This is a genomic window from Helicobacter zhangjianzhongii, from assembly GCF_030249855.1.
GTDB classification, from domain to species: Bacteria; Campylobacterota; Campylobacteria; order Campylobacterales; family Helicobacteraceae; genus Helicobacter_B; species Helicobacter_B zhangjianzhongii.
On record NZ_JANURN010000002.1, the window covers coordinates 119,150 to 144,901 of the forward strand.

Here is a 25,752-nt window from a genome sequence, read left to right on the forward strand (position 1 = left end):
ATATGAATAAAACAAAGTTTTTCAAGGTATTGCAGCTTATCAGCTCGCTTGTGATTATCGCAGTCATCGCTACGGGCGCGTATTTTGGCTATGGACTTTATAAAGAATACAAGATCGATCAAGCCGCCAAAGCCGAGCACATAAGCCCAAGCACCCCAGACACTCAAGCAGAATCTAGCAACGCAGAATCTAGTCAAGAATCTAGCATTGATTGGGATAAAATTAGAGCCAATGCCAAAAATGACACAAAAGAGCAAGTAGCAGTGCAAGAGCCTGTGATAAAGACACTTGCCCCACCCAAGAAGCAAGCCAAAAAGCAAAAGCCAAAGCTTGCTATCATTATGGACGATCTAGCATACAAAAGCCAGCTTAATGACTTGCAAAAGCTTAATCTGCCCATCACGCCCTCATTTTTCCCTGTGAGTCCGGACTCTCCTGATACGGCAAAGCTTGCGGCTTCTACGCCTTTTTATATGGTGCATTTGCCATTAGAAGCCCAAAATCCACAGCATTCGCGCCAAAAGTGGATTCTAGTAGGCTCCAATCAAGATGAGATCCGCGCACAGATCGCGACAATCAAAGAGCAGTTCCCTAGGCTGATGTTTCTCAATAATCACACCGGTAGCAAATTTACTGCCAGCGAGCCTGATATGGCAAATCTCTTGCAAGTGCTAGGGGAGTTTGGGATAGAGTTTGTGGATTCTAGGACAAGTGCTGATACAGCCGCGCCAAAGCTCTATAAGCAGGCAAGCCGCCCACTGCTCTCACGCGATGTGTTTTTAGATAACACGCCAAGTGTGAGCTACACGACAGATCAACTCAAGCTTGCGATAAAAATCGCCAAGAAAAAGGGCTATGCCATAGCGATATGCCACCCACATAAAAGCACCTTTAAAGCCCTAGCAAATGCCAAGCATAGTCTCTTCAAAGAAGTGGAGCTTGTGTATATCAAAGATCTCCCTGTGGCACGCACGCTACTTGCTCAAAATCTCTCCAAAACTCCGCCCAAAGCCCCCACCACAGAGACTAGCACGCTAGCACACACACCAGAATCTACAGCCCCCATACTCCCTAGCGCACCAAGCCAGCTGCCCAACGCCCAAACTAACGCCCCAAAAGACAATGCCCCAGATACTACCCAAAAGGACAATGGAATCGCAGGGCTTTTTGACTCAGCACAAGGTGGCGAAATACCGCATAATGCGTATTTAGACCACACCCCAAGCAACGAGCCTTTGCAAGCAGATTCTAGCTCCCCTGCGCCTTTAGAGACTCTCCTAGAAGCCCCAGAAGCTCAAGAAGCCCAAGCCCCTGCTCCACAAACCGCGCAAGCCCAAACACCACCTACTAAAGAGCCGATCCCAAAGCCTTCAAAGATTGATACCACGATGTTTAAAGAAGCTAAGCGCGTAAGTAATGAGCAAAAGGCAAAAGCCAAGCCCGCCCAGCCGCCAAAGCCCAAAGTCAAAAGCGAAAAATCCACAAAGACTTATGAGAGTAGCCAAGATTGTGCGCAAAATGAAGTAGAAGCCTTTGTCTCTGGCTGCCCAAGTGATAAGGCTAAGAAAAAGCAAGGATTTATCGATATTAAGTGGAATGGCAATGAGCAAAACCCCAGCAAAAAGCCTAAAGATTTTTTAGATTCTAGTGATTTAGACTCTAGCTTATAATATGCCAAGCCCTAGCAGCGTATCGCCTTATCTTATTGATGTTCCGCGCTCTTTGCAGATCTTGCCAGATCCGCCTGCTAGGCTCTTTGCCCTAGGGGATAGCGCGCTTTTAGACCCTAGGCTAAAGATCGCCATAATCGGCACAAGAAAGCCTAACACCTACACTCAAACCTACACCACCTTGCTTGCCAAATCTCTAGCCAATATCGGTGCGATTATTGTGAGCGGTGGTGCGCTAGGCACAGATATTATCGCCCATAGTGCCGCGCTGCCTAGCACGATTTGCGTGCTACCTACAAGCCTTGATCGCTTCTACCCAGCAAGCAATGCCAAGATGATCCAAGCTATCGCACAGCAGGGACTTGTGCTTAGTGAGTATGAGTGCAATCCCACCCCCCAGCGATATGACTTCCTCCATAGAAATCGCTTGATCGTGGCTTTGAGCGATATTGTCATAATCCCTCAAGCCGATCGATATAGCGGCTCACTTGCTAGTGCTAATCTTTGCACCAAGCTTGATAAGCCGATATTTGTGCTATCTCACCGCATAGGAGAGTCGCTTGGCACGCAGGATTTGCTAGCTAAAAAGCGTGCGAGTGCGATCACCGATATAGAAGCTTTCACACAAGCCCTAGCCACGCGCTTTGGGCTTAAGGCGCAAGAAGCCAAAGAGCGCGATAGGCTGCTAGAATTTGCCCTAAGTAACCCCACCTTTGAAGAAGCCTTTGCGCGCTTTGGGGAAAAGGTGCTTGAGTATGAGCTTATGGGCAAAATTACGCGCGAAAATGGGCGCATAATCATTAGCGGCGCATAATATTAGTGGAGTGTAAAAGTGGATTCTAGTCAAAGCTCTAAAATCCTAGCGTGTGATGTGGGGCTAAAGCGCATAGGGCTAGCGCATATTGTGCAAGGCATTATCCTGCCATTAAAGCCAATTATACGGCGCAATCGCAATCAAGCTGCCACAGAGCTTGCAGAGCTTCTAGCACAAATGGGTGTGGAGAGGCTTATTATAGGGCTGCCAAGCGGAGGGCTAGGAGGAGATACGAGCACGCAGAAACGCATTAAGCATTTTGTGGGGTTGCTTACTTTTGGTGGGGAGGTGGTGTATGTCGATGAGGATTTTACTAGCACGCACGCGCTAGAGTCTTTACACCACGCCAAAAGAGAGTCTAGGCAAGCATATAGGAAAAACGGCGTGCTAGATTCTCTAAGCGCGTGTGAGATACTTAGACGCTATCTTGGACAAATGGCTTAGGTGGCGCATTGTAGGCATATCTCGCTAGAGCGCAAGGGGGAATTTGCTACAATGCTAGGAATTTATCATAAAGGGTTGTTATGGATATTCGTGCCAAGTTTTTAGAATTTTTTGAAAAAAAGGGGCATAAGGTGTATAGCTCTATGCCTTTAGTCCCAGATGATGCGAGCTTGCTTTTTACCAATGCGGGAATGGTGCAGTTCAAGGATATTTTCACAGGCAAGATTCCAGCCCCAAGTCCCAATATCGCTACAAGCGCGCAGCTTTGTATCCGTGCAGGCGGGAAGCATAATGACTTAGAAAATGTCGGCTACACAGCGCGCCATCACACGCTTTTTGAAATGCTTGGCAACTTTAGCTTTGGGGCGTATTTTAAAAAAGAAGCTATTGCGTATGCGTGGGAGTTTGTAACAGAAATTTTAGGCTTTGATAAGAGCCTTTTATATGTAACGATACACGAGAGCGATGATGAAGCCTATGAGCTGTGGTGCGAGCATATAGAGCCAGAACGCATTAAAAGAATGGGCGATAAGGATAACTTCTGGCAAATGGGTGATACAGGACCTTGCGGACCTTGCAGTGAGATATATGTGGATCAAGGGGCAGAGTTTTTTAATGGGGAGGAGGATTATTTCGGCGGAGAGGGGGATAGATTTTTAGAGATATGGAATCTTGTGTTTATGCAGTATGAGCGGGATTCTAGTGGGGCGTTGAAGCCGCTACCTAAGCCTAGCATTGATACAGGTATGGGGCTAGAACGCGTGGTGGCGTTGAAAGAGGGCAAACGCTCTAATTTTGACTCTAGCCTTTTTGTGCCTTTAATCCACAAAGTGGAATCCCTAAGCAAACAAACATATATCTATGAAAGTGGGGCTAGTTTTAGGGTGATCGCTGATCACGCGCGCGCTGTCGCCTTTCTGCTCGCTCAAGGGGTAAATTTTGACAAAGAAGGCAGGGGCTATGTCTTGCGGAGAATCTTGCGCCGAGCGGTGAGACACGGCTATTTACTAGGCTTAAGAAAGGCGTTTTTATACGAAGTGGTGGGGGTGGTGTGTGATACTATGGGCGGGCATTATAGCTATTTGCAAGAGCGTAAAAATGCCCTACAAGAGCAATGCAAAGCAGAGGAAGAGAGGTTTTTTGAGACGATAGAGTTGGGGATGGCGTTGTTTCAAGCGGAGCTAGAAAAATTAAGAGGGCATTCAGCTAACAACAATTCATCTTTGGGTAATCATAGCGGCGATTTTGTGGATTTTAGGACAACCGCAGACCATCAGTCTAGCTCTGCCCTAAAATCCACAAAAAGCCCCACTAGCACCACCGCAAATACTAGAATCGTGGATTCTACAAAGCAAGACTCCAGCAATTCTAAGATTTTTGATGAGAAATGTGGGTTGCAAGGAAAATCGCAAGGGAGTTACCTTAGCGGAGAGCTGTGCGATTTTTCGCAGCTCCCGCATTTGTCGCAAAATGCAACGCATTTTAGCGGTGAAGTTGCTTTCAAGCTTTATGACACTTACGGCTTTCCACTTGATTTAACACAAGATATGCTAAGGGAGCTTGATTTAAGCGTAGATTTGCAGGGCTTTGAAAAATGTATGCAGGAGCAAAAAGATAGAAGCAAAGCACACTGGAGGGGCAGCGGTGATACTATCAAAGAAGGCGATTTTAATGCGCTGTTGAGTGAGTATGGCGAGAATGAGTTTGTAGGCTATGAGCGTATGAGTGTGGAATCTAAGATTCTAGCCCTTTTGGATTCTGGCTTTAAACGCATAGAATCTTTAGAAGCAGGGCAAGAGGGCTGGGTGATGTTGGAAGATACGCCGTTTTATCCAGAGTCAGGGGGACCGGTGGGGGATACAGGAGTTTTACTTGGTTTGGGGCATTCAGCTTGTAACAATTCGTCTTTGGGTAATCATTGCACCGATTTTACAAATTTTGAGAGAACCGCAGACCTCAAGTCTAGCTCCCCCTCAAAATTTGTAAAAAACAGCACAAGCACCACCGCAAATACTAGAATTGTGGATTCTACCCCTTGTGAGCGTGAGCTAAAACCCACAACCCCAAAATGCCAAGAGTCTAGTGGAGCAGAATCTCAAAAAGTGGATTCTAGTCATTGCGAGACTTCCTTAGGAAGTCGTGGCAATCCACAGAACATAGTCGCTAAAGTTTTAGATACGCAAAAATACTTTGGTTTAAATCTCTCTAAAGTTGTCGCAGTAAATATGCTAAAAGCAAGGGATTTGGTAAAAGCACAAGTGGATTCTAGTCGCTTTGAAATCATTAAGCACCACTCTGCTACGCATTTATTGCATTATGCTCTAAGGCAGATTCTAGGATCTCATATCGCCCAAGCTGGAAGCCTTGTAGAAGCAAATCGCTTGCGGTTTGACTTTAGCCACCCAAGGGCGTTAAGCGTCAATGAGCTAGAGCAAATAGAAGCTTTAGTCAATAGCAAAATCGCAGAATCTTCACCGCAAATTTGTGAGACTATGGGCATAGAGCAGGCAAAAGCAAAGGGGGCTATGGCACTTTTTGGCGAGAAGTATGGGGAGAGTGTGCGTGTGATAACTCTCGGCGATTCTGTCGAGCTATGCGGGGGGATTCATATCCACAATACCGCAGAGATTGGGAGCTTTTATATCGTGCGTGAAAGTAGTGTCAGTAGCGGTGTTCGGCGTATTGAAGCGGTGTGCGGCAAAGCGGCATATAGCTATGGCAAAGCAGCATTAGAATCCATAAAAAGCCTAAAAGAGCAGCTAAAAGCTCAAGATGTCTTGCAAGGTGTGGCAAAATTGCAAAATGCACTCAAAGAAGCAAGAGATAACGCAAACAAGGCAAAGCAAAGTGTCAAAAGCCTAGATTATGAGGAAGTAAATGGGGTGAAACTCATCGTCCTAAAGCTAGATTCAGTGGAAACAAAAGAGGCAAAAGACATCATAGATAGGGCAAAAAATGAGAATGAAAAAGTAGCGATTTTGCTTGTAACAGAATCTAGTGGAAAAGTAGCTTTAACTGCCGGGGTAAAAGGTGTGGCAAATCTCAAAGCCGGAGCGTGGGTAAAGCAAGTCGCACAAATCTTAGGGGGCAATGGCGGGGGCAGAGATGACTTTGCTACCGCTGGAGGTAAGACTACAGATCCTAACAAAATCCAAGAAGCCCTAGATGTAGCAAAAAGAATCGCAAGAGAGAAGCTAAGCTAAAAGTAAAAAGAGATAAAAGGAAGCGGTATGCAGTGGAATAAAGAAGTGCAAGTTGATGAATGGGTAAGAGAGAAGCTAAAGTCTATGGGCTTAAAGCTAGGCAAAGACTTCTTAGAAAAAGATGCAAGTGCCTATCTCAAAGACGCCCTAAAAGGTGCAAGCAAGACCAAGAAGCAAACAGGCACAGGGATACCAGATTTTGTGATAGAAAAATACAAAGTTGATAATGAGATTATCCCAGTTATTTTTGAGTGTAAGCTAGGAGTAGGGAAGCTTGAAAAATACGCAAAGGATAATGAAAAAGCCCTAGATTTTTCTAACGATGCCATTAGCAAATACGCCCTTAATGGTGCTTTGCATTACGCAAGGGTGGCATTGCAAAATGAAAGTCAAAAGCAAGACCACTACAAAGAAATCATCGCCATAGGCATAGCAGGAGATAATAGCCAAAATGTAAGGGTAAAAATCGCCTGTGTCTTTGCAGACTCTTCACTTGCCTATAAGGAGATAAAACACACAAATTTAGACTTTTTAGAAAATGCCAAAAGCTTTACACATTTTTATAAAGAAGAGTGCAAACTCACAGAAGAGGATAGGCACTTGATACTTATCAGAGGTAAATGGCATTTATCCTATCATAGTGCCCAGCTTAATAAGCTTATGCACAATCACAACATCACCGCACCCCAAAGAGTGCTTTACATCGCAGGTATGATTCTATCAATGCAAAGTGTGATGAGTAATGAGTATAGAATCCTAACCAAAGGGCTAAGCCCAGCCGACCTACAAGGCTCACAAGAAAATGGGCTAAGAGATGGGGAGCTAGTGTTTGAACGCATTGAAGAGTTTTTACAAGTCAAAGTCCCAGATAGTGCAAAAAGAAAGCTTATGTTAGATTCTTTTAACGAGATTAGAAAAGATACTGATAGAGATAAGATTCCCAAAAATTTCACCTATAAAGAAGGTGAAAAGAAAAATCCAAATCACAAAATCATAGCCCACATTCTTAAAGAACCCTCAAGTATCAATAAGCAAATTTTCGCCTACATTTACGCACATATTTATAAAGAAATTGATGGGCTTAATGGGCATTTAGATATTATGGGTGAGTGTTATAGCGAGTTTTTAAAATACGCTTTAGGCGATGGCAAGGAGCTAGGCATAGTGCTAACTCCCCCTTATGTTACCAAAATGATGACCCAAATCCTAGACATCACAAGCACAGATAGAGTTATGGACTTAGCCACAGGCTCAGCTGGTTTTCTTATCTCTAGTATGGAGCAAATGATAGAAGATGTCTATAAAAACACAGCCAAGCACTCCACACAAGCAAACAAAGCCATTTTAGAGCTTAAGACTAAGCAGCTTTTAGGGATAGAATACAACGCCGAGATGTTTGCCCTAGCTACGAGTAATATGATTTTACGCGGTGATGGCTCTAGTAAAATCTATAAGGCAAATACCTTTGAGACAGAAGATTCTCTTTATGTAAGCTTTGCCCCCACTAGAATCCTGCTTAATCCCCCTTTCACTTGGGATTATAATGGACTTCCTTTTATAGAGTTTGGACTAGATAGGATGCGCCCTCACGGCTTAGGAGCTATCATTATCCAAGATAGCGCAGGTAATGGACAAGCTATCCCTATAACCCAATCCATACTGAAAAAGCACACACTAAAAGCTAGTATCAAAATGCCCATAGATTTATTTCAGCCTATGGCAGGAGTGCAGACAAGTATTTATATCTTTGAGGCAAAAATCCCGCACGATTTTGAAAAGCCAGTGAAATTTATAGACTTTAGAAATGATGGCTACAAACGCACAAAAAGAAGTTTGCAAGAAGTAGATAAACCCGCTCAAAGATATAAAGATATTCTTAAAATCTACAAACAAGGCTTAAATGCCAAGCTTGATAATAGCGTGTATGAAAAGCCCATTAACTTAAGCGAAGTGTATGTAGAAGATTTCATTAGTGAAAGTGGGGCGGATTGGAACTTTGACCAGCATAAGAAAATTGACACAACGCCGACTTTAGCGGACTTTAAAAAATGCGTGAGTGAGTATCTCGCGTGGGAAGTGAGTAATGTGCTAAAAAATTCTTGTCATACTGAAGCCTCTCTGCCTTGTCATACTGAGCATTCCCCTTGTCATTCTGAGGGAGCGATAGCGACCGAAGAATCTAAAAACATAGAATCCAAAAACGCCATTATAGATTCTTCACTTGCTACGCAAGGGAGCAATGACAAAGGAAAAGATGTTTCGGCTACGCCTCAACATGACAATAAGGCAGGGCTGGAGGGAAACGCCCTTAGCCCTCGTTTAGTAAAGCTTGAAATAGAATTCAAGCAAAACGGGGGCGAGTGGAAAAGCTTTAAAATCGGCGATTTGTTTGATGTTGATGAAACTTGGATTTATGGAAAAAATAGACAATATAAAACAAAGTTTAATGAGCCTGATAGCGAAACAATACCCGTCATAAGTGGGATTACAATCAATAATGGGATAAATTATTATACTAAAGACAAAGATATTCCAGCAAATGAAATCTTTTGTGATAGTTTAACAATTTCAACAAGGGGTGAATATAGTGGCACGGTAACTTATCACGATGGCAAATTTGTGTTAGCTAATAATATTTTAGTAATGCACCTGCCTAAAGAATGGACTAAAAAGGCTAAAATTTATTTTGCCACTCTTGTGTCAAAATTAGGCTATGGCGGTTTCAATGGTTATCCAAGAAAAGAAACATTAAAAAATGATGTCGTATCTCTACCAGCTTTCAACGGCAAAATCGCCTTTAACTATATGGAATCCTACATCAAGGAACTTGAAGCCGAGCGTCTTCAAGAACTTGAAGCCTATCTTAAGGTTACAGGCTTAAATGATTATACTTTAAGCCAAAAAGAAAAAGACGCACTAAAAGCTTTTGAGAATCTAAGCACGCCAAAACGAGAGAGAGAGAGAGTAAGCGGCACGCCGAATGAAGTGCCGCTTAAGTGGGAGAGCTTTAAAATCGGCGAGTTGTTTGAGATAAAGCCAACTAAGGCATATAAAATGACAAATACCACTCTTTTTGAGACAAAGGGCGATGTGCCTGTGGTAACAAACTCTAGCCTTAATAATGGTGTAAGTGCTTATGTGGGATTAGAACCAACAGAAAAGGGCAATATGATAACTTATAGCGACACGACAACTTCGGAGGGCATTTTTTATCAGCCTAGAGATTTTGTAGGCTACTCACATATTCAAGGGCTTTATCCTTTAGTGCATAAAGATAAGTGGAATCGCTACTCTTTGCTGTATTTTGTAAGCGTATTTAGAAAAGCGAGTTTTGGGAAATTTGACTATGGAAATAAGTTTAATAGAAAAATCGCTAAAGAAATGCGTGTTTTACTACCTGTTTTGCCCACCGCTTGTCATACTGAGCCTTTAGGCGAAGTATCTCAAGTGGAATCCAAAAGAGATTTTTCGCTTGCTACGCAAACTCAAAATGACAAAAATGTAGAGTCTAGTGCAACGCAAGATTATCAAATCGCCTTTGACTTTATAGAATCCTTCATCAAAGCTATCCAAAAAGAATGTATAAAAAGCGTGGTGCTGTGGCAAGAGAGAGAAGCAAGAGCCTATAAACAAGTGGTAGAAACGCTCGCATAAAGCCTAATAGTCCCTAGTAGCCTTATCCTGCATAGTATTTCAAAAGTGGATTCTAGTGTGGATTACCAAAAGGCTGCGGCTATGCCTTGCTTCTAGCAACTTCGCTTGACCGCGCCGTGCTAGCACAAGGCTCGCAATGTGATAAATCGCCCCTTTAATCAAACCCCCTAGAATCCACTTTTCACACAATGCCACAAATGTGTATTTAAGAGCTTCTGGGCAAATATTGCTGCACTTTGCTTGGTGTTTAATATATTTTTCCCTACAATCACGGACATATTTATCACACACGGACATATTTAAAGCATTGGAGCTGCTATGGCTGCATCGCAAAAGTGGATTCTAGTCGTATCACAAGCTCTAGCAAAGCCCATAGCAAAAGTCGCGATTCTCTAAGCACACTAGAATCCAAACCCCAAAGAGCCAGCAATGAACAAACCACAAAACTCCGCCAACACACGCCGCAAGATCTTTTTCATCAATCTATTGCCAATTATTTTGATCACCCTAAATCTCCGCGCCCCTATCACTTCTATCGCGCCTGTGGTGGATAGCGTGCGTGAGTATTACGCGCTTAATGCCGCGCTTGCTGGGCTGCTCACCAGCCTGCCGCTGCTTGCCTTTGGGCTTGTGTCTTTTGTCGTCTCGTATTTTCAGCCTGTGCGTGCGATGTTTGTGGGGCTGCTTTGTATCCTGCTAGGTGAGATTGTGCGCTGCGTGGGCGGGAGCGCGGAGCTTTTCATCGGCACGGCGATTATGGGCAGTGGGATTGCCGTGGCAAATGTGCTACTCCCAAGCCTTGTCAAAGCCAAATTCCCCCGACAAATCCCCAAAATAATGGGGATTTACAGCCTTGTGCTGAATTTCTCTGCTATGCTTGGGGTGCTGCTTATCCTCCCACTTATGGGGCTACTCCCTGTGCCTTTAGCTCTCTCTAGCTGGGCGATTCTCGCAGTGGCTGCCATTGCTAGCTATCTGCCTCAAATGAGCAACCACAGAATCTCACGCCCCAAGCTCAAATCCACCGCCAAAGGCACGCTTTTTGCCAATGCAAATGCGTGGAAAATCACGCTGTTTATGGGGATCACAAGCGCGATTGCGTATAGCTTTTTCGCGTGGTATCCTAGCTTTCTTATATCCTTTGGCTTCTCTGCGCATTTTGCTTCACAGATGATGATTCTAGCGCATTGCATTCTCGTGCCTGTGGCGTTTTTCGCGCCGCTTATGCTTGGGGTTTTGCCAAATGCGCGCAGAATCTATCTCATCATTTTCATCTGTGGGACATATATTGTGTGCTTCGCCTTGCTGCTTCTCTCCCAGCAAGCATGGGTGGCGCTCATCGTCTCTGTGCTTATTGGCGTGCCTGTGGGCGGTGTGTTTGGGATCGCGCTGCTTTTTATCTCTACAAAAAGCTCCAATGTCCAAACCGCCACCAAACTCTCCGCTATGGCACAAGGCGTGGGCTACCTCATCGCCGCACTATCCCCTGTGGTGATTGGCAAAATTTATGATCATTTTCATAGCTTTACCTACGCGCTTGTGGGGCTGCTTGGCTTGGCGATTTTGCTAAATTGTGTGGGCTATCTCGCCTACAAATCTCCGCAGATCTAGGGGCTAGGGGTGGTGGATCTGCGTGCTTTGTGTGAAATGGCTTGAAATAAAGGGCTTGCTACTACAATGCGCGTATGTTGATATTGGGTGTTAGGGCGTGTGTCTTTAGGCAAATTTACCGCACTTTGCTTGGTGTTTAATACATTTTGCCCTACAATCGCGGATACATTATTACGACATTGGGAGTTGCTATGCGTTTGACTATGTGTGCGGTGCTGTTATCTGGGGTTTGCTTGGCGCAAGAAGTAGGTGTAAGCGTGGATTTGGGCATTGGGGATTCTCCTACGCCGCCTGTGGATATTGATGAAGTGGATTCTAGTAAAGTCTCGCTTGTAGAGGGAGCAAACCTTACAGACATACTCCCTCGACCAAACACCGATGAAGCGGGCAACCACACGCCCACCGAGCATACAGAGCTACTTGTGCTAGCGGGGAATAGTAGCGGTAGAGAGAGTGTGTCTGATTTACTCTCCATTATGAGCCCTGAGGGGGGTGTTTTGACGCTTTGGGCTCTAGCGGTGGGGAATTGGGTGTGGGGGTATCCACTGATAGATACCCTAGATTTCGGTGGGGCTAGGATTTGGCGGATTTTTACCAAAGCTAATGGCAGTGTGGCAATCCAAAATGCCAAGGAAGGCACCTGCCTAAGCGCGTATAGAAATGGCGTAATCCACAGCTACTGCAATATGGAAGATCCAGCGCAGCTATGGAGGTTTAATTTCTTTGACAATCAAGCGGTGCAAATCCAAAATGTCGCCACCAAGCAATGCCTAGAGACACCGAGCAATCAAGCCACGAGATTTTTTAGCATTTTTCTCACAGACTGCGTGCAAGGCGGGCAGCTAAATAGCGATCAGCAGTGGTTTATCACCGCGCCGCCGCTTCAAGCAGGTGTAGTCTTTAGCACCGATGGCAGATAGATTGATACGACATTGACATAAGGGAGTGGCACAATGAAGATTATCGCGCTAATGCTACTAGGCATAAGCCTACTTTTTGGCAGGATTGAGGACTATGTCGTGGGGACTTGGAATCTGCAAGGCTCTTCAGCTAGCACGGAGAATAAGTGGAATGTAAGTGTGAGGCAGCTCATCACAGGCGATAATCCTGTGAATATCCTAATGGTGCAAGAAGCAGGCAGAGTGCCTGCCACTGCTAGACCCACAGGCAGAGTGATCCAGCCCGGCGGCACGCCCATTGAGGAATACACTTGGGATCTAGGCACGAGATCAAGACCAAATTCTGTGTTTATCTACTATGCCAATATCGATGTAGGGGCTAGAAGGGTGAATATGGCGATTGTGAGTGCTAGGCAGGCGGAGGAAGTCTTTGTAATCCGTCAAGATAGGATTGCGGCTGATGTTTCACGCCCTGCTATTGGCATTAGAATCGGTAATGATGTGTTTTTCAATATCCACGCGCTAGCAAGTGGCGGTGGAGATGCCACTGCTTTAGTAACCGCCGTGCATGATGAATTTATCACTCGCCCGGAGTTAAGCTGGATCATCGCTGGGGATTTTAACCGCGATCCTGCTAGCTTGCAATCTGGGCTTGATACAAGGATCACCAATCATATACACATCGTTACGCAAAATTCCGCCACGCATTTTAGTAGGGGGGCGGCAAATAGGATTTTGGACTATGCGGTTGTGGGGCGAAGCTCTAGTGATAGGAGGACACTTGCTCTGCCTGCTATCACCGCGCTTTTGATGGCAGCTAGCGTGCGATCGCATTTAGCTTCAGATCATGTCCCTGTGCGTTTTGGGAATTTCAAATAAGGAGTGGGTATGAAAAGATTCTTGCTTGTTGCAGTGCTTGTATTGAGTGCGTATGCTGATGACCCGGAGCTGCCAGATTTTGTAGAATTTACCACACCTGTGTCGATACGAAGTGCGTTTTCTGGGGATATTGTGGGCTTTGGGAAAGATAGGAATTGGACTATACGGGATATTCCTTTGACAGAGGATATGAGTAAAAATGACCCTTTTAAGGATTTTGGGCTTGGTGCGGTGCAGTTTGTGCAGCTAGGCACACAAGATGTCTGCCTAGCATTAGGCGAAGATGGATTATTTACACGCAAAAATTGTAATGAAGATTTGGATTCTAAAAAATATGAGACACTCTATACCATTATCCCCACAACCACGCCCGCAGTGCAAATCCGCTCCTTTGTGCTGGATAAAAATGAGTGTATGACGGTGTTTAACAACCCTCAGCTCCCAAGGGGCAGGGGCATTGGAATCCGCCCTTGCGATGTGGATAGCCTCTTTTCTGTGGATTTGGATAATCTCTTTTTGCTCAATCCCCCTATCCGTGATGCAAGGCTTATCAATCCTTAATCTTGCTCCTTGCCTAGAGTCTTTTATTGCGCAAGAGAATCTCTCTACAAACAATATTCCTAGAAAAGGGGCATTTAAACGAGGGCTGGATACTCAAATCACTTGGCTCTAGGGTGAAATTCACCCCCACGCCCGCTACTTCTGCGCGGAAGCGATTGCGCACAAAGCCTAGCCGACATTGTTTGGATTCTAGTGTGTGGGCTTCTATAAGTGCGCGCACTTGGGATTGCGTAGGCTTGCTGCCTAGCAGGCTGTGGCGCGTATAGAGAAAAGAGAGCTGCTCTTGTATCGTGCCTAGTGTGTGGGCTAGCTTGGTATAGCAGGCTTTCTTGCTAAAATCTAGCTGCTTGATGAGCGTAGCACTTAGCACACCAAGCACGGCTATCACAAACACTAGCTCAATCATACTAAACGCCCTGCTTAAGCGCATAGTAGATCTATTTAGCGGGGGTTTTTATGATATATGGCACGCCTTGCAAGCCTGCTTTTTGCAGCTCTAGCCCTATTGGAGTAAGTTTGGCAGTGATATCTCCTTGCTCTGTGGGCTTATCAAAGCGCACGCTACTTGGGTCAAAGTTTTTGTCAAACACCCTTTTTAGCACGGCGATTTGCTCATTCTTGGCTTTGGCACTCTGGATAAGCTTGGTAAATGCCGCTGCTTTATCTATGGAGCTTTGCTTGAGAATGCCTACAATCATAAGCACGAGTGTAGAATCTTTGGCATATTCTTCAAGCTTTTCTATTTCATTTTTACAATAAGGGCAGTTGGGATCAAGCACCATATAAAGTGTGTTTTTGGCTGATTTGTTTGCGATAGTTATGGTGCTATTTGCGTGCTGTTTAAATACCTTTAGCACGCCATCATCGGTGATTTGCTTGTTGTGTAGGCTGACTTTTTGCAAAAGTGCTTCAAGCTTGGCATCAAACTTCTCATCTTTGGAAAAGACAAGGTTTGGCGATATGCCTAAGATGATTTTGCCACTATCGTGGGCGAGCAGAGGTATCCAGAATCTATCTTGCTCGACTATGGCAAATGTAAATCCCTGCAAGCCAGAATCCACTTTCTGCACGACTTGGGCAGAGAGTCCTTGTGCTTGTAAAGTGGATTCTAGCTGCTTAGAATCTAGCCCATAAGCTAAGCCTACAAGAAGCACACTATAAATACACACTCTAATACCGCGAATATATGGCATTATCATTGTTTGTCCTTTTTGATTGGTTTGAGATAGCCTTGGGCGATAAGCTCTTTGGCGATTTTTTGGAAAACAGGCGCAGAAGTTTGTGAGCCATAGTAGTGCTGCCCTGATGAGCCAAAGGTTACTACCCCTATGACATAGGCGTTTTCATCATCTTTGGCAAAGCCAAAAAATGAGCCATTATAAGTCTCGCCATAGCCACCAGATGACGCCACAACTCGTGCTGTGCCTGTCTTGCCCCCTACGATAATCTGCTCTACTTTAGCTGCTTTGCCCGTGCCAGATTCTACGACTTTGATTAGCACTTCTTGCATTTTTTGCGCGGTGGTGCTAGAGATAGCGTGCTTGGGAGATGGGAGATTGGGGACATAGATGGAGCTATCTTGGGCGATGAAGTGCTGTGTGATATGTGGGGTAACCAAATATCCACCATTGACAAATGCCCCATAAGAGCGCAAAAGCTGCATAAAAGTAACGCGCACGCGATAGCCATAAGACACCGATGCCTTTGCCGCGGAGGACTCTTGGCTTAGCTCGCGCACAGATGGGATCACGCCATCTTTCTCATAAGGCAGATCAATCCCTGTAATCTGTGCTAGCCCAAATGCTTTTAACCCATCATAAAATTCTCTCCCACTAAGTAGCATTGAGAGCTTGACCATTCCTACATTGCTAGAGCGCACAAGCACATCTTCTATCGTGGGATTTTTGGGCATTATGGAATCATCTTTGATGATATATCGCCCCACGCGGTAGTAGCCATCGTTTAGATCAATGGCACTTAGTGGATTGATAAGCTTCTTTTCTAAAAGTAGCGCATAGACTAGTGGCTTAATGGTGCTGCCGGGCTCAAAGGACTCTATCGCGCGGATTTTTAGGCTTGTGTAGTCTTGCTTGCGTATGGATTTTGGATTGAAGCGATTGGAAGTGGCTAGGGCTAGAATCTGCCCTGTTTTTGGATGTAGCACGCCAGCGATCACTTCATCAGAGTCAAACTCCCTAATGGCATCATCTACGATGGCTTCTACTTTTTGCTGGAATTTAAGCGGAATGCCTAGCACCACATCAAAGCCATCATAGCGTTTTTGCTGCAATGCCCCCTTGCTTTGAATGACATTAAACCCTATATCGCGCCTGCCAGATACTTTGCCGTGGCTTACGGCTTTTAGGATTGGGTCTTGGGATTTTTCTATACCATCGACACCTTTGGGGATTGTTAGCCCAGATTCCTGCTCCTTTCTTGTGTAGCCTACAATTGGCTCTAGTAAATCTGCATACGGATACTCCCTATCAACCCCACTTACCTCGATACTAAGCCCTATTTTTTGCACGAGCTTGCCGCTATCATCTTCGTATTCTTGGAACACATCATAAGCGAGTAGCTTGGCATTTAGGGCTTTTAGATTAGCGGCGGTATTGGGGCTTATGGCATAGGAGAGAGTCGTGTAGTTTGTCTGGGCGAAAGCTTCTAGAATCTTAGATCTTGGTATATGGCTATATATCTCTAGAAGTTTGATAAAAAGCTCTTTTTTATCAGGGTCAATGGAGCGTGGGTTGAAGCTTAGTTTATAGAGCTTTTTGCTTCTTGCGAGTGAGTAATTATCCTGCGTATAGATAGTGCCACGCACTGCTATGTCAGCTTTGGTGATGATAAGGGTGGGCATTTTGCGAGGCAAAACTGCCTTGAAATACGCCACAGCTAGAAATACGATAAACCCCACCAAAAGCAGCAGAAAAAAAACAAGAATCCTACGCGATTTTTCTAACTGCATACACAAGAATCTAGAATCTACACTTGTGTGCGTAAAATCTCTTTATACGCGCTCAAAGCCTTATTGCGCACTTCTAGCATAAGTTTCATACTTGTCTCTGCTTTGCCAATAGCAATGGCTGCTTGATGAAGATCTTTAAGCTGACCGCTTGCCATATCAGCAAGAGCTTTGTCGGATGTTTCTTGGACTTGATTAAGCTCATCAATGGACTTTTTCAAAAGCTTTGAAAACTCCCCACTAGAAGCATCGCTACTCCCAGCGGTGCGAGATGATCCTGTAGAGCTTGTGATAGAGAGTGCTTGGTTTAAGCCAATCTTTTTAATCTCATCCATTTGGTTTCTCCGTGTTATTTATCAAATTATTATATCGGTTTTTTGTAATTTTACTATATACAACTATATCGCTATGCTTGCATCATTAAAATCGCATTGCCAGCCATAGTCTTAGCACTTTGAAATGCCGCAACATTAGCTTGATATGCCCTTGTGGCTTCGATTAGATCAGCCATTTCTACCACAGGATTGATATTAGGATATGCGACATAGCCTTCAGAATTTGCATCTGGGTGGTTTGGCTCATATTTCATAATGGGTGCGCGATCATCACGCACGATTTTATCGATATACACGCCCATTATCGCGGGCTTTGGAGTCTTGCCTAAATCCCCTTCGTTGAGCGGATCTTCGTATTCTATGCCATTAGAGTTTTTCTCAAGCTTTTGGTTTAATGCCTTATTAAAATCAAATGCACGGAATGAGAGCATTTGCCGCCTATAAGGTCCGCCCTCATCGGTGCGCGTGGTGTTGGCATTTGCGATATTAGCAGAGATGAGATTGGCGCGGATCCTTTGAGCCGATAGCCCATAGCCGCTAATGTCAAATGAGTTGAAAAAATTCATCGCTTATCCTTTGTTAAATGTTTTTGCCAGCTTCAATGGCGTAGTTTAAGATGCCTTTGTGCTTTTTTAGCGCGGTGGTTAAGCCTTGATAGACAACAGAGTTTTTCCCAAGCTCTGTTGTCTCAATGTCCAAATCCACACTATTGCCATCATTTCTTGCCAAATGCCCATCACGGAAAAACATATCGGGTCTATGGATATGGCGCGATGTGCGACTATCATCTAGGCTAAAATGCTTGGATTTTGTTTGTGCGATATGAAGAATGGGTGGCTTTTTGTTTTCAAGTATTTCTGCTTGCTCTAGGGCTAGCATTTGTGTAAATTCTATATCTCTTGGGCGATAAAAGGGGGTGTTTTGATTAGCGATATTGCCAGCTATCAAATCTTGTCGCAAAGAGCGAAAATCCAACGCCTTATATGTGAGAGAATAGACTTTAGCCTCAGCTGCAAAAGAAATCATCACAACTCCTTTATGACTCTTCATAAATATATTAAGCAATGAAGCAAATTTAATTCCATATTGAATGGGTTTGAAAGAGATTGGAGAAAATTATGGCATTTGATCGCATTTATATGGTAGATGATAATTGTGGGGATAAAGCAGATGGCGACCCTTGAAAGATTCGAACTTCCGTGACTGCCTAGAAAGGGCAGTATCCTTGACCGCTAGATGAAAGGGTCTTGTATAAAAAGCCTTTAGATTCTAGTAGAATCTAAAGGCTATGCACATACTATGGGATTTCGACAGGTGTTGGATTTTCTTTAAACATATTGGCTATTTCTTCGCGATTTGGGGCTTGCGCTCTGCTTTTGTATGGTCCTAAAAGATAGCGAGCATTTGGCTTGTTGTCTAAAACAATATGCTGGATTCTATAAGGGTATTTTTTAATGAGTGTCAAAAATTCTGCATTTGGCTCTTTCTCAAATGCGCCAACCTGCCAATAAAACCCTTGTGTAGGTGCAGATCCATTTGCCACTGCGGGGGCACTCGCGCTAGCAGGCTGGGCTTTGGGGCTAGATTCTGGCTTGGGCTTTGGAGCTTCTGGCTTAGGCGCAGGCTTTGGCGTGGTAATAGGCTTAGGAGCAGGGGCTTGTGGCTTTTGGACAGGTTTTGGCTTTTCTGCTGGCTTTGGAGCTTCTGGCTTAGGTGTGGTAGTGGGCTTAGGAGCGGGGCTAGGGCTAATTGTATCTTCGATATTGCTCAAGGCATTGTCAATATCGACAGCATTGCCTGCATTGGTATTGTCTTGAGAGATTGGATCTTGCTCAAAGCCCATATTCAAATCCTGTGGGATAGAGGGCATACCATAGGTATCTATGGAGCCAGGCGCACTACTATCTTGCCCAAAATCTAAACTACCAAAATTACTACTAAACACATCATCGGCTGGTTTCATTGCATTTTGATCGACAATCTCGCTTGGAGTAGCTAGCGGCTCTTCTTTGGTGATGAGAAATTTCCATACCAAAAACGCTACCACCGCGATAATCGCAATAGCCGCTATGACGACAAACACCGCTTTCTTGCCACTTGAAGATTGTTTATTGTTTCCTAGTAGAATCTCGCTTAATTCTTTCCTATCTTCCATATATGCTCCTTCCTACATATGTCTAGCCCAAGAAGCCCCACGCTCTTTGGCATAGACTTCATAAGGCACGATAAGTATATTAAAATCTCTTGGTAAATCAATATTCGGGAAAACGCGCCATTCAAGGGGCATTTTTTGTCCAAGTTTTAGTGAGAGTGTGCGTGCAAGCCGCTGCCCCTCGCTCAAATCTGTGTGTCCTTTGTGGATATACAAATGCAAATGCCCAGGGGTTTTTGTGTTATAAGCGGTAAAATTGATGAACCCTTCATCGCGCAAGAGTAGCTGTGCTTTGTGGTAGAAGCGATCAGGATTCCTACCATTGTAGTCAAAAACGATATTTTCTACCTTATCACCGGGTAAAATTAGGCTATGTGCCACAGTGATCTTGCGCGCGAAATGATCCCGTATAATCTGGCTTGTGAGCATACTATTGACGCGTTGGAATTTATCAAACAATAATCGCCCATTGTAATGCACCTTTTGCCCCAATCCATCAAGCTTCTTGAAGTAAAACGCGCTATGCATTTTGATGAGCTTCAATTCCATTTCTGTCATACTGCGTCCTTAAAAAATGGGCTTTTGATAGACCACAAACCCTCTATTTAGCTCCCTAATCTCAGCTTTAATGCGCTCTTGGAGTTTTGTATCAGTAATATTATCTAAAATATCAGCGATTTTGTGTGCTATCCACTCAAACTCTGCTTCTTTCATCCCCCTAGCCGTCAAGGCAGGAGAGCCTATGCGGATACCGCTTGTTACAAATGGGCTTCTTTTTTCGCCCGGCACGGTGTTTTTATTGACCGTGATTCCAGCATTGCCTAGGGCGATGTCCGCATCTTTGCCGCTAAAATCTTTAGCCAAAAAGCTCATTAAAATAAGGTGATTATCACTTCCACCACTCACTAGATCATAGCCTCTATCGACAAGCACTTCTGCCATTTTGCTAATGTTTGCTTTGACTTGTTTGGCATACGATTTCCACTCGGGTTTTAGATTTTCTTTAAAGCCCACTGCCTTGCCTGCGATGATGTGCATAAGCGGTCCGCCTTGCAAGCCCGGAAAGACACTTTTGTTGATTTTGGTGGCGATTTCTTCGTCATTGGTTAGGATAAGCCCTCCTCTAGGACCGCGCAAAGTCTTGTGGGTAGTGGAGGTTACCACATCACAATGGGGGAAAGGATTGGGGTATTCGCCCGCGCAAACAAGTCCAGCGATATGGGCAATATCTGCCATCAAAATCGCCCCTACTTCATCAGCGATTTCTCTAAACTTGGCAAAATCTAGCTCTCTTGTATAGGCAGAAAATCCACATACCAAAATCTTTGGTTTGATGATATGCGCACTTTGGCGTAGCTTTTCATAATCAATCCTGCCATCTAGCTCCACGCCATAAAAAAAGCTTTGATAGATCTGTCCTGTAATGCTCACTTTCGCGCCGTGTGTGAGATGCCCGCCGTGGCTTAGATCCATACCCAAAATCTTGTCATAAGGCTTGAGCAACGCACTATACACCGCGCCATTTGCTTGGCTACCAGAGTGTGGCTGCACATTGGCAAATTTGCAACCAAAGAGCTTTTTAGCCCGCTCAATAGCTATGGATTCTATCGCATCGACAAACTCGCAGCCTCCATAATATCGCTTATTTGGATAGCCCTCTGCGTATTTGTTTGTCAGCACGCTGCCCATAGCCTCCATAACGGCTGGAAAAGTGTAGTTCTCACTAGCAATCATCTCTAAATGCTCATTTTGGCGCGTAAGCTCGGCATTGATGAGATTGTAAATCTCAGCATCAACTCGCTCTATTTCATATCCCATATTTACTCCTTTAAGTCTTGGCTAGATTCTAGGTCTGTGCCTTTTGCTTGGGGCTTCATCGCGGGGAAAAGCAAGACATCTTTAATGCTCTTATTGTTGGTAAGCAACATCACAAGTCGGTCGATCCCTATGCCCTGCCCAGCAGTTGGCGGCATACCATAGCCTAGCGCGGTTACAAAATCCTCGTCCATATATTGAGCTTCTTCATCGCCCGCGTCTTTTTGGCGCACTTGGGCGAGGAATCGCTCATATTGATCGATAGGGTCATTTAGCTCGCTAAAGCCATTGGCAATCTCCTTGCCGCCGATAAATAGCTCAAATCGATCAGCAATGCTTGGGTCTTCATCATTGCGGCGTGCTAGGGGGCTTATATCTATGGGGTATTGTGTGATAAATGTGGGGTTTATGAGCTTGGATTCTACAAACTCGCTAAAGGCAGCATCTTGCAGCTTGCCATAGCTTAAATTGGATTCTAGCTTCACGCCCTTTTGTGCGAGATAGGATTCTAGGCTTTTGGCATTTTCTAGGGCGGATTCTGGGATATTGCCGATTGTCCTAAGGCTATCTTTGTAGCTTAGAGTGCTCCACTTACTAAAATCCACTTCCGTATCGCCCCAAGGTAGCTGCGTGGGGAGCTGGAGCTTTTCTAGCAAGTAGGTGAAAAACTCCTGTGTCAGCGTGATTAAATCCTTATAAGTATGATACGCCCAATAAAATTCAATCATACTAAACTCTGGGTTGTGGGAGTGATCCATTCCTTCATTGCGGAAGTTGCGATTAAGCTCAAACACCGCTTCAAATCCCCCTACAATGAGCCGCTTTAGATACAGCTCTGGGGCTATACGCAAGTAGCGATCCACACCTAGGGCATTATGATGGGTTACAAAAGGCTTGGCATTAGCACCGCCAGGGATTGGGTGCAGCATTGGCGTCTCTACCTCTAAGAATCCTTTTTCTTCAAAAAATCTCCGCACAAGCGCGACAATGCGCGATCGTAAAATAAAAGTCTCTTTCACGCCAGGATTCATAATCAAATCCACATATCGCTGGCGATAGCGCGCTTCAATATCAGTAAGCCCGTGAAACTTCTCTGGCAAAGGGATAATGGCTTTAGTAAGGATTGTAAATGCATTAGCGTGGATACTTAGCTCACCTGTTTTGGTAACAAATGCGTAGCCTGTGATATTGACAATATCGCCCACTTCAAGCAGCTTTTTGACAATGAAAAATTCTTGCTCACTTAGCTCATTTTTTGACAAATATGCCTGCAAAATCGCGCTTTCATCTTGGATTTTGATAAAGCAGGCTTTGCCCATAATGCGGATAAACTTCACACGCCCTACAACCGACTCGGTTGGCATTTCAGCTTGGTCGGTGGATTTGGCTTGTAGCGATAAATCGTGGATTCTGCGTGATTGGCTGCAGTCATTACCGCTAAGGTAACTCCCTTGCCAATCGCTTGAAAGCCCCGATTTACTAAAGAAACTGCGGCTGTGCCCCGATTTCTCATCTACAATCCTAGAATCCTTTGCGGAGTTGGCTAGAGTTGGGGCATTATCCAAAGCTGAATCCCCATCACCAGAATCCACTTTTTGCGCGTTGGTGTCAAAAGTGGATTCTAGCAAATGCGCGTAGCGTTGCAAAAACGCCGCATTGCTCATCGTGCGTGTAAGCGCATTGGTATATGGGTTTAGATCCTGCTCTCGTAGGGCGTTTGCCTTTTGGATTCTCTGTGTGATATAAGTATTCTCAAACATACCAATCCGCTTTATTTAGTGTTTAGATTCTGGACTGTTTGCTTGACTTCTTCAAGCCCTTGCTCAAGACTATCGGCACTCGCCTTGCCTTGCGTGATGTCGCTGAGATTTTGGAGCGTGCCATCAACCACAGAGAGCTTCATAATCTTTTGGGCGATATTGATCATATTGACATACATTTGGCTATTTGCCCTAGCACTTTGCACGAAATTTTCACGGATAAAGCTAATTTGCGACACCGCATAAGCAATAAAGCTAAAGATGAAAAACACCTTCACCGAGGCAAAGATAAAGCCTAAGCCTTTATTGAGAAAATCTAAACGCAAAAATACAAGCTTGCTTGCTAGCACAATCCCAATAAGCACAAACAGAGCCCAGCACACAAGCAGCACGATGATAAAGCCTAGAGTCGTGTGGATTGTGCTGCTCCCAAAGTCATAGACATTTTTGAGCACATTGCCCACAGGGCTAGCAAATACCGAGCCTAGATACACCCCAAGCAGCACGCCTACCAAGCTACAAAATTCCGCGACAAAGCCAGATGCAAACCCACGAAATCCAATCACTACAATAATCACAATCAGCGCGACATCAATATAATTCATCACCACTCTTTACGGAAAATTTAGCTTAAAAAGGCTACCATTGTAGCCAAAGATACATAAAATCAAGGTAAATATTTTGAAAAAAGCTTCCGCGCAGGGCTTGCTTGATAAAGGCTTGCTAGAATCCACTTTTGACAGAACGCAAAAAGTGGATTCTAAGACAAACGCCCAAAATGTAGAAACGCCGCCGAACGAAAAAACAGAAAGCGTGTTTGATAGTGAGCAGCAGGCGGCAGGATTTGTGATGAGAAAACAAGGCGTAGCCGCAGTTTCTTTAGTAAATCGTGGTTTTCAAGGCGGGGGCAAAGGGATTTACCTAGCGGAGAGCCAAGCCCCCGCCGCAGGATCCACGACTTATCGCGCAAAGCCAACGCCCAAAACACAATTTTTCTCGCGTCTGCTGCTGGGCTTGCTCTATGCGCTAGGATTTTGTGCGTGGCTTTATGTCTTTGCGCTTATCGCGCTTATGCAGGATTCTACTCTTGAGGCAAGTTTTTCAGCTCATATTGCTAGTGCTTTGCTCCTTAGCATTCTTGTGCTAGCGAGCTTTAGTATCTGGCTCTATGTGCCACGCGCGATAGGGGGGTATTTTGGGTTTTTTGTGGGGGTGTTGCTGTTTTATTGGATTGGGCTTTCTTTTCGCTTTTCTATCGCGCCATTTTTGCTAGGCTTTGTGTGTGTGGGCGTAGGGCTTGCGTATGCGGCGTTGCTGTATTTAGGGCTATATTTTACAAGCAAGATCTATCGTATTTTTTCACTCTTTGCGCTAGGGATTTTCGCGCCTTTTTCGTTTGATTGGTTTGTGCCGCAATCGTGGCTGGCGTATAGTGTGTTTGGGGTGGGAGATTTGGCGTTTATAGGCATTTTGTGTGCGCTGGCTCTTGGGCTATATCGTGGCAAGGCTAGGGTAGTGAGAATGCTAGTAAGCGCGGTGCTTTTGCTTGCGTGCGTGGATTGGGCGATGGTGGATTCTAGTGCGCATAGGCAAGCCCTAGCGCATATCACGCCGCTTGCAGATGAGATTGTCATCGTCCAAAGTGCTATCCCCCAAGATCTCAAATGGGAGCAAAGCACCATAGATTCTGTGCTTGAAGGCATTATGAGCGATATTGATTCTGCGATTATGGATTCTAAGCAGATGATCATCTTCCCAGAGACGATCCTGCCCTTTGTGCTTAATCATCAGCAAGGCTTCCCAAAGCGCGTGCTAGAGGCATTTCTAGCAAAAAGCGCGAAGATCACCATAGTGCTTGGGGCTTTTAGCGAGGAGGGATCACAGGTGCATAACTCCACCTATGTCTTTAAAGATATGGGCGTGGAGATTTTGCACAAAGTCATCTTAGCCCCCTTTGGTGAGAAGATCCCGCTCCCAGACTTCTTAGCAAAGCCTTTGTATAAGCTCTTTTTTGGCATAGATGATGGACTGCAAGCCGCCAAAGATCCGCAAGATTTTAGCGCATTAGGCAGGCTCTGGCGCAATGCGATCTGCTACGAGGGCACGAGCAAGGAGATCTATACAAATGCCCCAAAATATCTTGTGATGATTAGCAATAATGCGTGGTTTTACCCAAGTATCGAGCCGTTTTTACAACGCGTGCTGCTAAAATATTACGCGCGTAAATTTGGCACGATACTCGTGCATTCTGCTAATTATTCTCGCTCGATGATTATCACGCCCTTGATCGATGATACAAGGGCTACTAGAATCCTATCTCACAAGGAGTAGTATGCTACTACAAGCCAAAGCGCTATCGCATCATTTTGATACCCTGCTCTATGACAATGTCTCTCTCAAAGTGGATTCTGGGCAGAGTGTGGCTATCCTTGGGGTCTCTGGCTCTGGGAAATCCACCCTGCTAGCAAATCTCTCTACAATGCTAAAGCCACGAAGCGGGAGCGTGGAGATTTTGGGGCAGGATATTTACGCGCTTAAAGAGTCTCAAAGGCTTGAGCTTTTGCGCACAAAGCTTGGGATAATCTTTCAAGCACACTATCTCTTCCGTGGTTTTAGTGCGTTGGAGAATCTTCAAGTAGGCGCGATTTTGGCAAGGCAGCCCATTGATATGGAGCTTTTAGAGCGATTTGGCATAGCGCACACTTTGGAGCAAAACTCTGCTGATCTCTCTGGCGGGCAGCAGCAGCGGCTCTCTATCGCACGCGTGCTAATGAAGCAGCCTACTATAATTTTCGCCGATGAGCCCACGGGCAATCTTGATAAAGCCACCGCCCATAGCGTGATGGACGCGCTGCTAGCGTATATTGCTAGCAAGCAAGGTGCGCTTATCATCGCCACCCACGATGAGTCTATCGCTCACAAATGCACGAGAATCTATCGCATACAAAAGCACGGCTTAGAGCCATTACAGCTTCATTAAATACATTGAA

The 25,752-nt window shown here is 44.9% G+C and carries 23 protein-coding genes, 1 tRNA gene and 1 pseudogene; 12 read left to right on the forward strand and 13 right to left on the reverse strand.

Going from position 1 to position 25,752, the window contains the following annotated elements; translation table 11 throughout:
- The first annotated feature begins 2 nt into the window (after nt 1–2).
- The 6 genes and pseudogenes from NYG90_RS02355 (at nt 3) to NYG90_RS02380 (ending at nt 9,785) form a co-directional block, all read left to right on the forward strand.
- Nucleotides 3–1,670: a divergent polysaccharide deacetylase family protein gene (locus NYG90_RS02355; RefSeq protein WP_285256594.1), complete on the forward strand. Its 1,668-nt coding sequence runs from the start codon at nt 3–5 to the stop codon at nt 1,668–1,670.
- Between the two features lies 1 nt (nt 1,671).
- Nucleotides 1,672–2,484: a DNA-processing protein DprA gene (locus tag NYG90_RS02360; protein ID WP_285256593.1), complete on the forward strand. Its 813-nt coding sequence runs from the start codon at nt 1,672–1,674 to the stop codon at nt 2,482–2,484.
- 18 nt (nt 2,485–2,502) lie between these two features.
- Nucleotides 2,503–2,928 carry a Holliday junction resolvase RuvX gene (gene ruvX / locus NYG90_RS02365; RefSeq protein WP_285256592.1) on the forward strand — a complete coding sequence of 142 codons (426 nt, stop codon included), beginning with the start codon at nt 2,503–2,505 and terminating at the stop codon, nt 2,926–2,928.
- Nucleotides 2,929–3,008: 80 nt separating this feature from the next.
- Nucleotides 3,009–6,131, forward strand: a complete 3,123-nt coding sequence (alaS, locus tag NYG90_RS02370; protein ID WP_285264651.1) for an alanine--tRNA ligase — start codon at nt 3,009–3,011, stop codon at nt 6,129–6,131.
- A gap of 27 nt (nt 6,132–6,158) precedes the next feature.
- Nucleotides 6,159–8,228 (forward strand): annotated as a pseudogene (locus tag NYG90_RS02375) (HsdM family class I SAM-dependent methyltransferase); the annotation flags it as partial.
- Nucleotides 8,217–9,785 (forward strand): restriction endonuclease subunit S, encoded by a 1,569-nt coding sequence (locus NYG90_RS02380; protein ID WP_285264697.1) that lies wholly within the window; start codon nt 8,217–8,219, stop codon nt 9,783–9,785. The pseudogene NYG90_RS02375 and the gene NYG90_RS02380, both read left to right, overlap by 12 nt.
- A 39-nt stretch (nt 9,786–9,824) precedes the next feature.
- Here NYG90_RS02380 and NYG90_RS02385 read toward each other — a convergent pair whose 3' ends face one another.
- A complete protein-coding gene (locus NYG90_RS02385) occupies nt 9,825–10,082 on the reverse strand; it encodes a hypothetical protein (RefSeq protein ID WP_285256589.1) in 258 nt (85 codons plus the stop codon).
- Nucleotides 10,083–10,214: 132 nt separating this feature from the next.
- Between NYG90_RS02385 and NYG90_RS02390 the strand changes: the two genes are divergently transcribed.
- From NYG90_RS02390 to NYG90_RS02405, 4 genes are all read left to right on the forward strand, one after another.
- The gene (locus tag NYG90_RS02390) at nt 10,215–11,396 is read left to right on the forward strand and encodes an MFS transporter (protein WP_285264652.1); all 1,182 of its coding nucleotides are present in this window, start codon (nt 10,215–10,217) and stop codon (nt 11,394–11,396) included.
- A gap of 191 nt (nt 11,397–11,587) precedes the next feature.
- Entirely contained in the window at nt 11,588–12,316 is a 729-nt protein-coding gene (locus tag NYG90_RS02395) for an RICIN domain-containing protein (RefSeq protein ID WP_285256587.1), read from the forward strand.
- A 33-nt stretch (nt 12,317–12,349) separates the two neighbouring features.
- On the forward strand, nt 12,350–13,174 hold the full coding sequence (locus tag NYG90_RS02400) for a cytolethal distending toxin subunit B family protein (RefSeq protein WP_150337019.1): 825 nt from the start codon (nt 12,350–12,352) through the stop codon (nt 13,172–13,174).
- 9 nt (nt 13,175–13,183) lie between these two features.
- Complete coding sequence (locus tag NYG90_RS02405; RefSeq protein ID WP_285256586.1) at nt 13,184–13,735, forward strand: RICIN domain-containing protein; 552 nt, start codon at nt 13,184–13,186, stop codon at nt 13,733–13,735.
- A gap of 13 nt (nt 13,736–13,748) precedes the next feature.
- On the opposite strand, the gene NYG90_RS02410 is transcribed toward NYG90_RS02405, so the two are convergent.
- The 12 genes from NYG90_RS02410 to NYG90_RS02465 form a co-directional block, all read right to left on the reverse strand.
- The gene (locus tag NYG90_RS02410; protein ID WP_285256585.1) at nt 13,749–14,165 is read right to left on the reverse strand and encodes a type II secretion system protein; all 417 of its coding nucleotides are present in this window, start codon (nt 14,163–14,165) and stop codon (nt 13,749–13,751) included.
- A gap of 7 nt (nt 14,166–14,172) precedes the next feature.
- Nucleotides 14,173–14,934 carry a hypothetical protein gene (locus NYG90_RS02415; RefSeq protein WP_285256584.1) on the reverse strand — a complete coding sequence of 254 codons (762 nt, stop codon included), beginning with the start codon at nt 14,932–14,934 and terminating at the stop codon, nt 14,173–14,175.
- On the reverse strand, nt 14,931–16,703 hold the full coding sequence (locus tag NYG90_RS02420; protein ID WP_285256583.1) for a peptidoglycan D,D-transpeptidase FtsI family protein: 1,773 nt from the start codon (nt 16,701–16,703) through the stop codon (nt 14,931–14,933). Before NYG90_RS02420 ends, NYG90_RS02415 begins: the two co-directional genes overlap by 4 nt.
- A 17-nt stretch (nt 16,704–16,720) precedes the next feature.
- The gene (gene fliE / locus NYG90_RS02425; protein WP_115010790.1) at nt 16,721–17,035 is read right to left on the reverse strand and encodes a flagellar hook-basal body complex protein FliE; all 315 of its coding nucleotides are present in this window, start codon (nt 17,033–17,035) and stop codon (nt 16,721–16,723) included.
- 71 nt (nt 17,036–17,106) lie between these two features.
- On the reverse strand, nt 17,107–17,601 hold the full coding sequence (flgC, locus tag NYG90_RS02430; protein WP_023929475.1) for a flagellar basal body rod protein FlgC: 495 nt from the start codon (nt 17,599–17,601) through the stop codon (nt 17,107–17,109).
- Between the two features lie 13 nt (nt 17,602–17,614).
- A complete protein-coding gene (gene flgB, locus NYG90_RS02435) occupies nt 17,615–18,061 on the reverse strand; it encodes a flagellar basal body rod protein FlgB (protein ID WP_115010789.1) in 447 nt (148 codons plus the stop codon).
- Nucleotides 18,062–18,206: 145 nt separating this feature from the next.
- Nucleotides 18,207–18,282, reverse strand: a tRNA-Glu gene (locus NYG90_RS02440).
- 50 nt (nt 18,283–18,332) lie between these two features.
- Nucleotides 18,333–19,190, reverse strand: a complete 858-nt coding sequence (locus NYG90_RS02445) for an SPOR domain-containing protein (RefSeq protein WP_285256582.1) — start codon at nt 19,188–19,190, stop codon at nt 18,333–18,335.
- A 12-nt stretch (nt 19,191–19,202) separates the two neighbouring features.
- Nucleotides 19,203–19,745, reverse strand: coding sequence for a DUF1882 domain-containing protein (locus tag NYG90_RS02450; protein WP_115010787.1), 543 nt, complete (start codon nt 19,743–19,745; stop codon nt 19,203–19,205).
- A gap of 9 nt (nt 19,746–19,754) precedes the next feature.
- Complete coding sequence (locus tag NYG90_RS02455) at nt 19,755–21,005, reverse strand: serine hydroxymethyltransferase (protein WP_285256580.1); 1,251 nt, start codon at nt 21,003–21,005, stop codon at nt 19,755–19,757.
- 2 nt (nt 21,006–21,007) lie between these two features.
- Nucleotides 21,008–22,762, reverse strand: a complete 1,755-nt coding sequence (gene lysS, locus NYG90_RS02460; RefSeq protein WP_350338542.1) for a lysine--tRNA ligase — start codon at nt 22,760–22,762, stop codon at nt 21,008–21,010.
- Nucleotides 22,763–22,773: 11 nt separating this feature from the next.
- Nucleotides 22,774–23,367: a CvpA family protein gene (locus NYG90_RS02465; protein ID WP_285256579.1), complete on the reverse strand. Its 594-nt coding sequence runs from the start codon at nt 23,365–23,367 to the stop codon at nt 22,774–22,776.
- A 76-nt stretch (nt 23,368–23,443) separates the two neighbouring features.
- Here NYG90_RS02465 and lnt point away from each other — a divergent pair, with 76 nt between their 5' ends.
- Nucleotides 23,444–25,093 carry an apolipoprotein N-acyltransferase gene (lnt, locus tag NYG90_RS02470; RefSeq protein WP_285256578.1) on the forward strand — a complete coding sequence of 550 codons (1,650 nt, stop codon included), beginning with the start codon at nt 23,444–23,446 and terminating at the stop codon, nt 25,091–25,093.
- A 1-nt stretch (nt 25,094) separates the two neighbouring features.
- Nucleotides 25,095–25,742 carry an ABC transporter ATP-binding protein gene (locus NYG90_RS02475; RefSeq protein ID WP_258552144.1) on the forward strand — a complete coding sequence of 216 codons (648 nt, stop codon included), beginning with the start codon at nt 25,095–25,097 and terminating at the stop codon, nt 25,740–25,742.
- Nucleotides 25,743–25,752 lie beyond the last annotated feature (10 nt).

Excerpts from the sequence above, each read along its gene's own strand:
- NYG90_RS02355 (WP_285256594.1), top strand. The coding sequence starts at position 3 with ATGAATAAAACAAAGTTTTTCAAGGTATTGCAGCTTATCAGCTCGCTT.
- NYG90_RS02360 (WP_285256593.1), top strand. The coding sequence starts at position 1,672 with ATGCCAAGCCCTAGCAGCGTATCGCCTTATCTTATTGATGTTCCGCGC.
- alaS (WP_285264651.1), top strand. The coding sequence starts at position 3,009 with ATGGATATTCGTGCCAAGTTTTTAGAATTTTTTGAAAAAAAGGGGCAT.
- NYG90_RS02385 (WP_285256589.1), bottom strand. The coding sequence starts at position 10,082 with ATGTCCGTGTGTGATAAATATGTCCGTGATTGTAGGGAAAAATATATT.
- NYG90_RS02390 (WP_285264652.1), top strand. The coding sequence starts at position 10,215 with ATGAACAAACCACAAAACTCCGCCAACACACGCCGCAAGATCTTTTTC.
- NYG90_RS02395 (WP_285256587.1), top strand. The coding sequence starts at position 11,588 with ATGCGTTTGACTATGTGTGCGGTGCTGTTATCTGGGGTTTGCTTGGCG.
- NYG90_RS02400 (WP_150337019.1), top strand. The coding sequence starts at position 12,350 with ATGAAGATTATCGCGCTAATGCTACTAGGCATAAGCCTACTTTTTGGC.
- NYG90_RS02405 (WP_285256586.1), top strand. The coding sequence starts at position 13,184 with ATGAAAAGATTCTTGCTTGTTGCAGTGCTTGTATTGAGTGCGTATGCT.
- NYG90_RS02410 (WP_285256585.1), bottom strand. The coding sequence starts at position 14,165 with ATGCGCTTAAGCAGGGCGTTTAGTATGATTGAGCTAGTGTTTGTGATA.
- NYG90_RS02415 (WP_285256584.1), bottom strand. The coding sequence starts at position 14,934 with ATGATAATGCCATATATTCGCGGTATTAGAGTGTGTATTTATAGTGTG.
- NYG90_RS02420 (WP_285256583.1), bottom strand. The coding sequence starts at position 16,703 with ATGCAGTTAGAAAAATCGCGTAGGATTCTTGTTTTTTTTCTGCTGCTT.
- fliE (WP_115010790.1), bottom strand. The coding sequence starts at position 17,035 with ATGGATGAGATTAAAAAGATTGGCTTAAACCAAGCACTCTCTATCACA.
- flgC (WP_023929475.1), bottom strand. The coding sequence starts at position 17,601 with ATGAATTTTTTCAACTCATTTGACATTAGCGGCTATGGGCTATCGGCT.
- flgB (WP_115010789.1), bottom strand. The coding sequence starts at position 18,061 with ATGATTTCTTTTGCAGCTGAGGCTAAAGTCTATTCTCTCACATATAAG.
- NYG90_RS02445 (WP_285256582.1), bottom strand. The coding sequence starts at position 19,190 with ATGGAAGATAGGAAAGAATTAAGCGAGATTCTACTAGGAAACAATAAA.
- NYG90_RS02450 (WP_115010787.1), bottom strand. The coding sequence starts at position 19,745 with ATGACAGAAATGGAATTGAAGCTCATCAAAATGCATAGCGCGTTTTAC.
- NYG90_RS02455 (WP_285256580.1), bottom strand. The coding sequence starts at position 21,005 with ATGGGATATGAAATAGAGCGAGTTGATGCTGAGATTTACAATCTCATC.
- lysS (WP_350338542.1), bottom strand. The coding sequence starts at position 22,762 with ATGTTTGAGAATACTTATATCACACAGAGAATCCAAAAGGCAAACGCC.
- NYG90_RS02465 (WP_285256579.1), bottom strand. The coding sequence starts at position 23,367 with ATGAATTATATTGATGTCGCGCTGATTGTGATTATTGTAGTGATTGGA.
- NYG90_RS02475 (WP_258552144.1), top strand. The coding sequence starts at position 25,095 with ATGCTACTACAAGCCAAAGCGCTATCGCATCATTTTGATACCCTGCTC.